Source organism: Paenibacillus medicaginis (assembly GCF_042138635.1).
Lineage (GTDB): Bacteria > Bacillota > Bacilli > Paenibacillales > Paenibacillaceae > Paenibacillus > Paenibacillus medicaginis.
Genome location: NZ_JBHIRY010000023.1, coordinates 1 through 13,611, shown reverse-complemented (window position 1 = coordinate 13,611; position 13,611 = coordinate 1). Strand labels below are relative to the sequence as shown.

The window sequence follows — 13,611 nt, the reverse complement described above, 5'->3', positions numbered from 1 at the left end:
TATTATCTATGCCCAGGCTTTAGCAGCGACGCTTTGCGCATCACATGCAGAACGCTTTTCTCCAATTCTTTGTAAGACATCGTTACCGCACCTTTACGGACAATAAAAATAAGGTCGACATGCTCCATAATTTCATGTTCATGATGCCTGATGATTTCCTTAAGCAATCTGCGCATCCTGTTGCGCACAACAGCGTTGCCAATCTTCTTGCTGACAGATATGCCTGCGCGGAACTGATCCACATCTTTTCGGCGGGACCAATACACCACAAGCTGATGATTGGCGAAAGATTTCCCATGGCGGTATACGCGCGAAAAGTCCGCCCGGTTTTGAAGACGCAATTTTCTCTGCACGGTGCTTCTCCTTGCTCCTCACTTTTTTGACCTTCCCGGCCGCAAAACCCATACTTCTCAGTATATCCCTCAATGCAGGATATAACCTTTTGAAAAAAAGCTTCATATATATAGTAACTAGTTTCAGACATGTGCAAGCTTTATGAAAAAGACACATGTATGAAAAAAAGACCACCGCAGTGGTCTCCATGCACCCGTATTATGCACTCAATACTTTTCTGCCTTTTTGACGGCGCGCTGCCAGCACTTTACGTCCGTTCTTCGTGCTCATTCTTTTGCGGAAGCCGTGGACTTTTTTACGTTTGCTGACGTTCGGTTTGAAAGTCGGTCTCAATGTATTGCACCTCCTTACAAGGAATACGTTTTATATGGAATAACATCATAGCTCCACAAAAAACACCTTTATACATTTAATCATGTACAGTATGGAATGTCAACCTTCTTTCAGGCTATCGTCCTCCCCCTCCTTAGACGATCAATGTGAATTTTTCACTTTTCGCAATCCTCAAAATAGATGCCTTTTGGGAATAAAGTCGTTTTAATCAGAAAAAAGTTTTCCACAGCTTTGACAGACAGTCATGGTTATACACAGATGTTTATAAACATTTTCAATGTGAGCCGCTTCGTCATAACCTGTGAATAAGTTGATTGACCAAAACAGGGTTGATGTCGAAAACTGAACAAATTATAAACAATATCTTGTGTTGTGAATAAAAATTATACACAACAGCTTGAATTTGTGGATAAAATCGAAGGATACATTGAAATAGAGGGATTCTTTTGCTATGATTATATTACTTTTGATTGTGAATATGTGATTTATCCCTCCACCTTATCAACAGCCTGTGGATAAAATTGTGAACAATTTTGAGTTATCCATATTTATATGATTGTGTACATTCTGGATTCTGGGGATATATTCTACAATTTTCATTTCATTTCGACATTTAAAATCCCTTACCCGGTCTGCAAAATGAAGAGGAACGGAACGGATCGCTCAATCATTTCCCGAACACCAAGCCCGTCATGCCTGTGCTGAACAGGCAAAACTTCCGACTTGTGCTGATTTCGGAATGATTTGTGCTGCGTTTCCCCTCATTTTGTGCCGTTTTTGTCGCCGAAGCGGATGGGCTTTTTTTGTGCTTATGGCTTAAGCCACATTTGGAGGATTTAAAAGGAGTGACAGTCTGTGGAGAGCCATACTTCCGAATTATGGCAGCAAATTTTATCCATTATACAAGCCAAACTGAGCAAACCAAGCTTTGATACCTGGTTTAAGGCGACCAAGGTCACGAAGCTGAATGATCACTCCATTGTGATTTCCGCACCGACAACTTTTGCCGTTGAATGGCTGGAAAGCCGCTATACAAAGCTGGTCGCCTCCACCGTCTATGAACTGCTCGGGAATCAGGTGGACGTCAAGTTTGTGATTGAGGAGAACAAGCCTGCTGAACCTGATCCCCAGCAGCTCCCGCAACAGCAGCCTGTCGTCCGGGAAGAAGCAGTCTCTCATATGCTGAATCCGAAATATACGTTTGATACCTTTGTCATCGGATCCGGCAACCGATTTGCCCATGCAGCTTCCCTGGCCGTCGCCGAAGCGCCGGCCAAAGCCTATAATCCGCTGTTCCTGTACGGCGGCGTAGGTCTGGGCAAGACGCATCTGATGCATGCCATCGGCCATTACATTCTGGAGCATAGCCCGACCAGCAAGGTCGTGTACTTGTCCTCCGAGAAATTTACTAATGAATTTATCAATGCCATCCGGGATAACCGTGGTGAAAGCTTCCGCAACAAATACCGGAACATTGATATTTTGCTCATTGACGATATTCAGTTCCTGGCCGGCAAGGAATCAACACAGGAGGAATTTTTCCATACCTTCAATGCGCTGCATGAAGAACGCAAACAGATCATTATTTCAAGCGACCGTCCTCCCAAGGAAATTCCGACACTGGAGGAGCGACTGCGTTCCCGCTTCGAGTGGGGCTTGATCACGGACATTCAACCGCCGGATCTGGAAACCCGGATTGCCATTTTGCGCAAAAAGGCGAAGGCCGAGAAGCTGGACATCCCGAATGAAGCGATGGTCTATATCGCCAACCAGATCGACACGAATATCCGCGAGCTCGAGGGTGCGTTGATCCGCGTCGTAGCCTACTCTTCCCTTACGAATCAGGATGTGACGACCCATCTGGCTGCGGAAGCGCTTAAGGACATTATTCCTTCCAGCCGTCCCAAAATGATTACGATCCAGGATATTCAGCAGCATGTCGGCGAGTACTATAATTTGCGGCTTGAGGATTTCAAAGCCCGCAAGCGCACCAAAGCAGTCGCTTTTCCGCGGCAAATCGCCATGTATCTGTCACGTGAGCTGACGGACTACTCGCTGCCCAAGATCGGAGAGGCTTTCGGCGGACGCGACCATACGACCGTGATTCATGCGCATGAGAAAATCTCCAAATCGATTCAAGCCGACCAGGAGCTGTACAAAGTTATTAACAATATTACAGAGAAAATCAAAAATACATCGTGAACAAGTTCAAAGCCTATGCACAATCTATACACATGTGGATAGGCTTCATTTGTTGCCTTTATACCTACTTATCCACATATTCAGGCCGCCTATTACTATTACTACTATTTTTTAATTAAGAATACATCATAAAAGAACCGGCTACGCCGAAGAAAAGAACAACTACGTACCACGCAGCAAGCAGCCTTCTTTTTGCCAATTCCCTTGTAGGAGGAACTTATGAAAATCAGTATTTTAAAGCAATTTTTGAACGAGGCCATTCAACATGTATCCAAAGCGATCTCCAGCCGGACAACGATCCCGATCCTGAGCGGCATCAAGCTGGATGTTAACTATCAGGGACTGACGCTGACCGCCAGTGATACCGACATCTCCATTCAATCCTTTATCCCGATAGAAGATGGAGAACGAACCATCGTGCAGGTGGATCAACCAGGGAGTGTTGTGCTGCCGGCCAAGTTTTTTGTAGAAATTATTAAAAAGCTCCCTTCGCAAGAGGTACAGATGGAGGTGCGCGATCAGTTCCAGACGTTCATCTCCTCCGGAGCCACCGAAATTCAAATGGTCGGCCTGGATCCGGAAGAGTTTCCGGTTTTGCCGAGCATTGAGGAGAACCAGGTGCTGTCCATCCCGGGCGATCTGCTCAAAAATATGATCAAACAGACGGTATTCTCTATTTCCACCCACGAGACCACTCCGATTCTTACTGGCGTGCTGTGGAATCTTGCGGATAATGAACTGAAGTTTGTCGCTACGGACCGCCATCGGCTGGCTACACGCAGCGCACATCTGGAAACAGCCGAAGGGCTTCGCTTCAGCAACGTCGTCATTGCCGGCAAAACGCTGAATGAGCTGAGCAAAATCATACCTGACCAGAATACGCTGGTTGATATCGTGGTGGCGGATAACCAGGTGCTGTTCAAAATCGATCGCGTCCTGTTCTACTCGCGTATTCTGGACGGAACATATCCTGATACTTCTAGAATTATTCCGACCTCCTACAAAACAGAACTGGTGGTGGATACAAAAAGTTTGAGTGAGTCCATTGACCGGGCATATCTTCTTTCACGTGAGGAGAAAACAAATATTGTAAAAATGCAGTCTATGGAAAACGGTGGGCTTGAAATTTCCTCCAGCTCATCGGAGCTCGGGAAAGTACGCGAGGAGCTGGGTGTATCCAAATTTGAAGGCGAGCCGCTCAAAATTTCCTTCAACTCCAAATACATGCTGGATGTGCTCAAAATCGTGGACAGCGAACAGCTCATGATCGCCTTCACCGGCATCATGAGTCCGATTATTTTGAAGCCGGTGGATGACAGCAATGCGCTATATATCATTCTGCCTTACCGCACCACCAACTAATTCCATATATCCTGAACCGGTAATAGGTTAAAATTATCAACAGCAGCGGGAAGAGCTGATATCACGAGCAAATTATTCACATGTGGATAATTTGCTCGTCAAAAAAGAAAGGAACGATATACCGTGAAACGGATATCCATCCAAAGTGAATTTATTAAACTCGATCAATTTCTCAAATTGGCTGATTGTGTACCGACTGGCGGCATGGCCAAAGCCTTGCTGCAGGAAGGAGCCGTCCGCGTCAACGGTGAGAGCGAAGAACGCCGCGGCCGCAAATTGTATCCGGGGGATACCGTTGAGGTAGCCGGAGAAGGCAGCTTTGAGGTGACAGCCGGCTCCTGACGGCCTCCGCAAGGCTGCAGGATCCTCCACCAGGTCATAGAATGAGGGGGACCAAGCGTGTTTGTGAACAACATCCACTTGCAGCATTACCGCAATTACTCACAGCTGGAACTGAATTCGTTCGGACCAGTGAATCTGCTGATTGGACAGAACGCGCAGGGCAAGACCAATCTGGTTGAAGCGATCTACGTACTGGCACTCACCAAAAGCCATCGTACGTCAAAGGACAAGGAGCTGATCTCTTTTGACGGCTCCTCTGCCTATTTATCGTCCTCTGTCAGCAAGAAGTATGGAGATGTCAGGCTTGAACTGGCCATATCCCCGCAGGGCAAAAGAGCAAAAATCAACGGTCTGGAGCAGCGGAAGCTCAGTGATTTTGTAGGCTCGTTGAATGTTGTCATGTTTGCGCCGGAGGATCTTGAAATCGTAAAAGGAACGCCGGGGGTCCGCCGCCGGTTTCTTGACATGGAGATCGGTCAGGTAGCGCCTGGTTATCTTTATCACTTGCAGCAGTATCAAAAGGTGCTGGTCCAGCGCAACAACCTGCTTAAGCAGGCCTGGGGCAAAGACCTGGCATCAATTCTGGTCATGCTGGACATCTGGAATGAGCAGTTAGTGGAGCACGGTGTTAAGATTGTGAAAAAAAGGAAACAATTTATAAAGAAATTACAAAGATGGGCTGAGGAGATCCATCAAGGCATTACCGGGGGCGGCGAAGTGCTGAAATTAAGCTATGTTCCTTCGTTCGGAGAGCCTGAGGAAGAAGATGAAGCTGTCTTATTGGAACGATTTATGTTAAAGTTATCACAAATGAGAGATCAGGAAATCAGGCGTGGCATGACGCTTGCAGGGCCTCACCGTGATGATCTTGCATTTGCTATTAACGGCAAAGAGGTTCATACTTACGGTTCACAGGGGCAGCAGCGGACGACGGCCCTGTCTTTGAAGCTGGCCGAAATTGAGCTGATCCACGAGGAGATCGGCGAGTATCCTGTGCTGCTGCTCGATGACGTTCTCTCCGAGCTTGATCCGTACAGGCAGACACAGCTCATTGAAACCTTTCAGAGCAAAGTCCAGACTTTTATAACCGCTACCGGGATTGAAAGCCTGAATGCCGGACGGCTGAAGGAAGCCAGCATCTATCATGTCCATGCAGGACATGTAGAATTTTAAGGAGTGAACAACGGTATATGTATATTCATCTTGGTGGAGATAAAATTATACGGTCCTCCGAGCTTGTTGCCATTTTTGACATTTCCATTGAGAAGTCCTCTAAAATCTCCAAACAATACGTTAATCATGCCCAGAAGCAAAAGCATATTGAAATGATCAGCGAGGAAGAAGCCAAATCCATTGTCGTTACCAAGAGCACGGTCTATTATTCCCCGATTTCTTCCAACACGCTGAAAAAAAGGGCAAATGTATTTATCGATCTTGCTTGAGCATATATATTTCCGTAACTTGCATTTAACGCAATTGTTAGCTATTGAATCTATAGAAGTAGGTGAAAGGCATGTCTATGAATCAACCAACTTATGATGCGGGCGAGATTCAGGTACTTGAAGGGCTGGAAGCTGTACGCAAACGGCCCGGCATGTATATCGGTTCGACCAGCGTTAAAGGGCTCCATCATCTGGTGTGGGAAGTAGTGGACAATAGCATCGATGAAGCTTTGGCCGGATACTGCGATACTATTCAGGTGATTGTTCATGAAGATAACAGCGTTACCGTCATCGATAACGGGCGGGGCATTCCTGTCAGTGAACATGCCAAAATGAAAAAATCCGCCCTGGAGGTTGTAATGACCGTCCTGCACGCCGGAGGCAAATTCGGCGGTGGGGGCTATAAAGTATCAGGCGGTCTGCACGGGGTAGGTGTATCTGTTGTTAACGCTCTTTCCAGCAAGGTACTCGTCACCGTCAAACGGGACGGACATATTTATCAGCAAGAGTACCACCGGGGTGTGCCTCAGTATGATGTAAGAGTGATCGGTGAGACGGAGGAAACCGGAACTCAAACCCGTTTTTTCCCGGACCATGAAATTTTCACAGAAACTACGGTTTATGACTATGATACGCTGCTTACCCGGATTCGCGAGCTGGCTTTCCTGAACAAGGGAATTTCTATTAGCCTGAAGGATGAAAGAACCGGAGATAGCGCTTCTTTTCATTACGAGGGCGGAATCAGTCAATATGTTGAGTTCCTCAATGAAAAGAGGGAAGTGCTGCATGAAAACCCGATCTATGTAGAAGGATCACGGGACGCCATTCAGGTGGAAGTGGCGCTGCAGTACAATGACAGCTATACAGAGAATATCTATTCGTTTGCCAACAATATCAATACACATGAGGGCGGGACGCATGAATCCGGCTTCAAGAGCGCCCTGACGCGAATTATCAACGACTATGCCCGCAAGGCGGGGATGATTAAGGATAACAATGCGAACCTGACCGGTGACGATGTGCGTGAGGGACTGACGGCGATCATTTCCGTCAAAATTCCGGAGCCGCAGTTTGAGGGGCAGACGAAAACGAAGCTCGGCAACAGTGAGGTGCGCGGGATCGTGGAATCCCTCTTTGCAGAGAAACTGCAGGAGTTTCTGGATGAAAATCCTTCCGTGTCCCGCCGTATTGTGGATAAAGCGATGCAGGCCGCCCGTGCGCGGGAAGCCGCCCGTAAGGCCCGTGAATTGACCCGCCGCAAAAGCGCGCTGGAGATCAGCTCCCTGCCGGGCAAGCTGGCCGATTGCTCCTCCAAGGACGCTTCCATCAGCGAATTGTACATCGTCGAAGGGGACTCTGCCGGAGGATCGGCCAAACAGGGTCGTGACCGGCACTTCCAGGCGATTTTGCCGATTCGCGGTAAAATTCTGAACGTGGAGAAGGCGCGTCTTGACCGGATTTTGTCCAGTGAAGAGATTCGCGCCATGGTGACAGCAATGGGAACAGGAATCGGAGAAGATTTCGATATTTCCAAGGCGCGTTATCACAAGGTTATTATCATGACGGATGCCGATGTCGACGGAGCCCACATCCGTACACTGCTGCTCACGTTCTTTTACCGGTATATGCGCCAGATCATTGATGCGGGTTATGTATATATCGCTCAGCCGCCACTGTTTAAAATTGAACGGAACAAAGTGGTGCGTTACGCGAACTCCGAGGCTGAGCGTGATGAGATTATTCGTGAATTCGGCGAAAATGTAAAACTTAACGTACAACGTTATAAGGGCCTCGGCGAGATGAATGCGACCCAGCTGTGGGAGACCACGATGGATCCGGAAAGCCGGACAATGCTTCAGGTTTCCATTGGAGACGCCATGCTGGCAGATTCGCTCTTTGATACGCTAATGGGCGACAATGTTGAACCACGCCGCAACTTTATTCAGGAGCATGCCAAATACGTTAGAAATTTGGATATTTAATTTTAAAAATCGTCGGGCTGAGTACCTGGCTGTGAAAAAGGCGCCTTCGGGCGCCTTTTTCACAGAGTTATGACGAGGATTTTTTCTTGAAAATTGTTGTAGGCCTGTTCTTTGTCCGGGCTGAGGACTTTTTGGTGGAGACAGAGGCGGTGCTTGAGGGAATGCGGCCGTAGGCAATGGCATACTTTCGTATCCGCTTGTAAATATTTTTGTCGGAAAGCTTGCCGAATACGTAAAGGGAAGGGAGGGTGTTGATTTCCAGAATCCAGGGCCGCAGCTTTTCGTCTATAGCAATATCCAAACCGATCTCCTTTAGGCGCGGGAAGCTTCTTTCCAACTGCCGGCCAGCCCTCTCTCCCAGCCATGCAAGCTTTCGTTCCAGCCGTGCGGTTTCCTGACGTTCAGAGTGGCCGGCCAGCAGCGTTTGGAACTCGGCTATGCTGCCGCCGCTATGATAATTTGTAATCACCTTTCCTGCGGCCGCCACGCGCCCTATAAAGCCGGTAGTTTCCCATTGGTCCTGCAAATTTTTTTGAGTCAGGATGCGTAGATCAAAAGGCCGGCCCTGATAGTTCAGCAATTGGATTCCACGCTGAATAATATACGTGCGGCGGGCGATTTGCGACATGATCGCTTCATGCAGATCCCCCAGTGTTTGGTAAATGCTGCGGCTGGTTCCAAAGCGGAGACTGTAAGGACCGTCAGGAATGGAAGACAGATTTCCCGGGGGAAAGATGATTTCCAGAGGAACTTCAGCTCTCATCACGCCCAATCCGTAAGTACCTGAGTCAGGCTTAACATAAACAACCTTATAAGCTTTCAGCATTTCCTCCAGGCTCTCACGGCTGTATAATCTGGTATCGGGAATATAAGGGATTAGTTTGGGATTGCGCAGCATGGCGATTGTTTTCGCCCATTTACTGGAGACCCGTTGGATGGACAAGGATCATCATCCTTTCATGTAAACTACAGAAGCATAAAGCGGACAACAAAGATTGAATTTCCAAAAATATACAAACTAAAGGACAAGCCAGTAAAACAGTGATATAATAAAGAAATACGGCGTTTTTTTGTGTTTATTGCATAATAAAACAACTTCTTTTTTTTCATGTATTCATACCCTGATAATCTCCGGTATTTCCAGATGGAACTGTGAAAATGGCGGGCGAATGAGCCGTATATATTATTTGTATGTTGAGTAGGTGGAAAAGGCAGGGCGAATCCCCAGACGTTTTTCTTAATTTCCTGTGTGGTCGCTTTTTAACATGCGTTTAATTGTGATCTGATTGTGAAAATATTATAATTATAAGGATGTAGTATAGCGTTTGGACGGCGTTTTGAGCCTTGCAGGCTTTTCACAATAGATTAGTGCAGAGTGGTATAAGAAAGAGGAGGTCCAGCATGGCGGAAAAAAATAACCCGCAGATCGTGAACAGGGACATCGGTACTGAAATGCGTGAATCGTTTATGGATTACGCGATGAGTATTATCGTTAGCCGTGCCCTGCCGGATGTGCGGGACGGATTAAAGCCGGTTCACCGTCGTATCCTGTATGCGATGTCCGAGCTTGGTATGTCTCCGGATAAACCTTTTAAAAAGTCAGCAAGAATTGTCGGTGAAGTGATCGGTAAGTATCATCCCCATGGTGACTCGCCGGTATATGAGACCATGGTGCGTATGGCACAGGACTTCTCCCTTCGTTACATGCTGGTTGAGGGGCACGGCAACTTTGGCTCCATTGACGGCGATATGGCAGCAGCGATGCGTTATACGGAAGCCCGCCTTTCCAAGATCGCAATGGAAATGCTGCGCGACCTGAATAAAGAAACAGTCGATTTCATGCCTAACTATGATGGCGAAGAGAGCGAACCGATTGTATTGCCGGCCAGATTCCCGAACCTGCTGGTGAATGGTGTAGGCGGGATTGCGGTCGGTATGGCTACGAATATTCCTCCGCACAATCTGGGAGAAGTCGTTGACGGGGTTCAGGCCATGATCAAGAACCCGGATATCACATCCATGGAATTGATGGATTATATCCAAGGACCCGATTTCCCGACAGCAGGTTATATCCTGGGACGTTCGGGGATACGGCAGGCCTATCAGACAGGCAGAGGTTCTGTTACGATGCGTGCGAAGACCACCATTGAGGAGATCGGCAGCAAAGCGCGGATTATTGTGGACGAACTGCCTTTTCAGGTAAATAAGGCACGCTTGGTCGAGAAAATTGCTGAGCTTGTCCGCGATAAGCGGATTGAAGGAATTACAGATCTTCGCGACGAGTCCGACCGTAACGGTATGCGGGTTGTCATCGAGCTGCGGCGGGATGTTAACCCTAATGTGGTATTGAATAACCTGTTCAAGCACACCGCGATGCAGTCAACGTTCGGCATCAATATGCTGGCTATTGTCAACAATGAGCCGAAGATTCTGACTTTGCGGGATGTTCTTTATCATTATCTGCAGCATCAGATCGAAGTGATTCGTCGCCGGACGGAATTTGATCTGAAAAAAGCAGAAGCCAGAGCCCATATCCTGGAAGGCTTGCGGATTGCACTTGATAATCTGGATGAAGTCATCGCCCTTATCCGTTCCTCTCCAACGACCGATGCGGCGCGTGAAGGATTGATTGAGCGTTTCTCACTCAGTCAGGAGCAAGCACAGGCGATTCTGGATATGCGTCTGCAGCGTCTTACAGGCTTGGAACGCGAGAAGATCGAGAATGAGTATAACGAGCTGCTGCAGAAAATCCAGGAATACCGTGAAATTCTGGCAAATGAGCATCTTGTCCTGAATATTATTAGTGAAGAACTGAATGAACTAAAGGAACGCTTCGTTGATAAACGCCGTACCGAGATTACAGTCGGTGAAGAGAGCATCCTCGATGAGGATCTGATTCCGCGTGAAGATGTGATCATCACCATTACTCACACCGGTTATATCAAGCGTCTGCCCGTTACGACATACCGCAATCAAAAACGCGGTGGCCGGGGTGTCGTGGGGATGGATACCAAAACGGAGGATTTTGTAGAGCATCTGTTTGTAACGAACTCCCACCATCATTTGATGTTCTTTACCGATAAAGGGAAGGTTTACCGGATTAAAGCTTACGAAATTCCGGATCTGAGCCGGACGGCACGCGGAACACCGATCATCAATCTGATCCAGATTGAACAGGGTGAATCCGTTAATGCGGTCATTCCGGTCGAGGAGTTTGAGGATGGAAAGTATCTTTTCTTCGCGACACGCCAAGGTCTCATCAAGAAGACACCGCTTGTTGATTATGTAAATATCCGCAAAGGCGGGCTTATTGCGATCAACCTTCGTGAAGATGATACGTTGATTGAGGTGAAGCTGACGGATGGAGAACAGGAAATGGTTATCGGTACCGCCAACGGCATGTCCATCCGTTTCCCGGAAAGCGATGTTCGTTCTATGGGACGAAGTGCCACAGGCGTCAAGGGGATTACCCTTGATGAAGAAGATACGGTCATTGGTATGGATATCGTGGATCCAAAGCTGGATATCCTGATCGTAACTACGAGAGGCTACGGTAAACGGACTCCTGCTGCGGAATATCGTGTTCAAAGCCGTGGCGGAAAAGGGATTAAAACGATTAACATCACGGAGAAAAATGGACCGGTTGTGGGACTCAAGGTTGTTAAGACGGAAGAAGACCTTATGATCATCACGGCCAGCGGCACGCTCATTCGTACCAGCATGGAGGGCATATCCACCATGGGACGGAATACACAGGGGGTTAAGCTGATCAATATTCGTGAAGAGGATGCCGTTGCAACGGTATGCCGAGTTAACAAGAGCGAAGAATCGGAAGAACTGATGGATGAACTATTGGAGAATGAAGCAGATGCTCAGGATCCGGTTGAAAGTAGCAGCGACGATTCATCAGAAGAGCAGCAATAGAAGTGGATAGTGAAAGGGGTTCCGTAAGGGAATCCCTTTTTTTCTAGCCACGTTAAAAGTCGATAGAGAGGTTCTGGACAACAATGACAATGCTATCCATTAAAGATGTCGTCCCTGGATTTAAATTGAAAAGTGATGTTCATACGGAGCTTGGGAGTGTTCTTCTCCCTAAAGGGCAGGTTTTGCTTCCTCGCGATTTGGAGATTTTGCATGCATTTTTGATCAAAGAAATAGAAATTGAAATAGACCAGACTGCCCAAGGCTATAAATCGCCGGAAAGCATTATGCAAGCAGCGAAGCAGCAGGTCAAGAACATAACTGTTGCACCATTTGATTTTATGGCTGAAGAGAATGAATGGGGAAAATTTAATGAGGCATACGATAAGACTTTGCTGCTTGTTAAGCAGGCCTTCCATTTAATTCTCGTTGCAGAGCTGCCGTTATTGGAGCTGCGTACCCGCTTAAAGGAGATGTTCAACTACATACACAAATATAATGTGATCACGTTCACTCCACGATCCATGTCTAATGAGGATTATATGTACCACAATGCGGTCATGTGCTCGCTCACCTCCTATTTGCTTGCACAGTGGACAGGGCTTCCGCAAAAAGACTGGATACCGGCAGCATTTGCAGGTCTGCTTCATGACATTGGAAATGCAAGGGTGGATCACAATATACTTCACAAGCCTTCCGCTCTTACAACAGAGGAAGCTGCTGAAATGAGAAAGCATACCACTTACGGGTATGAATTGCTCACAAAGGTTAAAGGGATCAATGAAGGTGTGCGTCTGGCTGCTCTTCAGCATCACGAAAAAGTAGATGGGTCAGGCTATCCGATGAAGATCAGAGGGCAGGAAACGCATATTTACGCCAGAATTGTGAGCGTGGCTGACATTTTCCATGCGATGACATTACAAAAGGCATATCGTAAGGCGCAGTCCCCCTATTTGGTGTTGGAAGAGATCAAAAGCGAGGCATTCGGCAAGCTGGATCCGGCTATCGTGCAAACTTTCATCAGCAAAGCCACTCAGCTTGGAATAGGGACAAAAATTCGGTTGAATGATCAGCGGTCAGGAGAAATTGTATTTGCAGACAGGGATCATCCCACTCGTCCTATGGTCAATATTGATGGGGAGATTATCAACCTTGTACAGCTTACCAACCTCTACATTGAAGAAATCATTTCTTGAAGCTTGCTTTCTTGTAGCGAAATGTGATATATTAATTCTTGCCGCTAAAATAGTGAGCAACTTGATATACATGGATAACTCAGAAAAGTTTAAAAAAAAGTGTTGCAATTGATGAGTGAACGTGATATATTATAAGAGTTGCTGACAAGGTAATAAATCAGCGATGAAACAAGAATTTGATCTTTGAAAACTGAACAACGAGTGAGTAGATTTCACGAAGTGAAATCGCCCCGCGAAGGTTTTGGGTACATGTCTATGACTGTATGAAAACCGGAGTGGATCATTGAGATATTAAATCTCGTCAGATTCAAATGAGCTTAATCGCTTTTGCAATAGACTGCATTCCATTCATCCACTCATTTCGAGATGGACCGAATGGAATGCAGGGACGATCATCTTCTGGATGATCTTTATTGGAGAGTTTGATCCTGGCTCAGGACGAACGCTGGCGGCGTGCCTAATACATGCAAGTCGAGC

General features: G+C 47.0%; 11 protein-coding genes and 1 rRNA gene. 9 read left to right on the top strand and 3 right to left on the bottom strand.

Annotation, left to right across the window (positions count from 1 at the left end):
- Positions 1-2: 2 nt before the first annotated feature.
- Positions 3-353, bottom strand: a complete 351-nt coding sequence (gene rnpA / locus ACE5LO_RS19895; protein WP_375521745.1) for a ribonuclease P protein component — start codon at positions 351-353, stop codon at positions 3-5.
- Between the two features lie 199 nt (positions 354-552).
- On the bottom strand, positions 553-687 hold the full coding sequence (gene rpmH / locus ACE5LO_RS19890; RefSeq protein WP_068778604.1) for a 50S ribosomal protein L34: 135 nt from the start codon (positions 685-687) through the stop codon (positions 553-555).
- Positions 688-1,542: 855 nt separating this feature from the next.
- Here rpmH and dnaA point away from each other — a divergent pair.
- The 6 genes from dnaA (at position 1,543) to gyrB (ending at position 8,017) form a co-directional block, all read left to right on the top strand.
- A complete protein-coding gene (dnaA, locus tag ACE5LO_RS19885; protein WP_375521744.1) occupies positions 1,543-2,889 on the top strand; it encodes a chromosomal replication initiator protein DnaA in 1,347 nt (448 codons plus the stop codon).
- Positions 2,890-3,108: 219 nt separating this feature from the next.
- On the top strand, positions 3,109-4,251 hold the full coding sequence (gene dnaN / locus ACE5LO_RS19880) for a DNA polymerase III subunit beta (RefSeq protein WP_375357727.1): 1,143 nt from the start codon (positions 3,109-3,111) through the stop codon (positions 4,249-4,251).
- A 123-nt stretch (positions 4,252-4,374) separates the two neighbouring features.
- Positions 4,375-4,593: a S4 domain-containing protein YaaA gene (gene yaaA / locus ACE5LO_RS19875; RefSeq protein ID WP_375521743.1), complete on the top strand. Its 219-nt coding sequence runs from the start codon at positions 4,375-4,377 to the stop codon at positions 4,591-4,593.
- Positions 4,594-4,650: 57 nt separating this feature from the next.
- Complete coding sequence (recF, locus tag ACE5LO_RS19870) at positions 4,651-5,766, top strand: DNA replication/repair protein RecF (RefSeq protein ID WP_375521742.1); 1,116 nt, start codon at positions 4,651-4,653, stop codon at positions 5,764-5,766.
- 17 nt (positions 5,767-5,783) lie between these two features.
- Positions 5,784-6,035: an extracellular matrix regulator RemB gene (remB, locus tag ACE5LO_RS19865; RefSeq protein WP_375357724.1), complete on the top strand. Its 252-nt coding sequence runs from the start codon at positions 5,784-5,786 to the stop codon at positions 6,033-6,035.
- Positions 6,036-6,106: 71 nt separating this feature from the next.
- Positions 6,107-8,017: a DNA topoisomerase (ATP-hydrolyzing) subunit B gene (gene gyrB, locus ACE5LO_RS19860; RefSeq protein ID WP_375521741.1), complete on the top strand. Its 1,911-nt coding sequence runs from the start codon at positions 6,107-6,109 to the stop codon at positions 8,015-8,017.
- 67 nt (positions 8,018-8,084) lie between these two features.
- On the opposite strand, the gene ACE5LO_RS19855 is transcribed toward gyrB, so the two are convergent.
- Positions 8,085-8,960 (bottom strand): YheC/YheD family protein, encoded by an 876-nt coding sequence (locus ACE5LO_RS19855; protein ID WP_375521740.1) that lies wholly within the window; start codon positions 8,958-8,960, stop codon positions 8,085-8,087.
- A 458-nt stretch (positions 8,961-9,418) separates the two neighbouring features.
- Here ACE5LO_RS19855 and gyrA point away from each other — a divergent pair, with 458 nt between their 5' ends.
- The 3 genes from gyrA to ACE5LO_RS19840 all read left to right on the top strand — a co-directional run.
- Positions 9,419-11,941, top strand: coding sequence for a DNA gyrase subunit A (gene gyrA / locus ACE5LO_RS19850; protein ID WP_375521739.1), 2,523 nt, complete (start codon positions 9,419-9,421; stop codon positions 11,939-11,941).
- An 83-nt stretch (positions 11,942-12,024) separates the two neighbouring features.
- Complete coding sequence (locus ACE5LO_RS19845) at positions 12,025-13,134, top strand: HD-GYP domain-containing protein (protein ID WP_375521738.1); 1,110 nt, start codon at positions 12,025-12,027, stop codon at positions 13,132-13,134.
- Between the two features lie 410 nt (positions 13,135-13,544).
- A 16S ribosomal RNA gene (locus tag ACE5LO_RS19840) occupies positions 13,545-13,611 on the top strand; the annotation flags it as partial.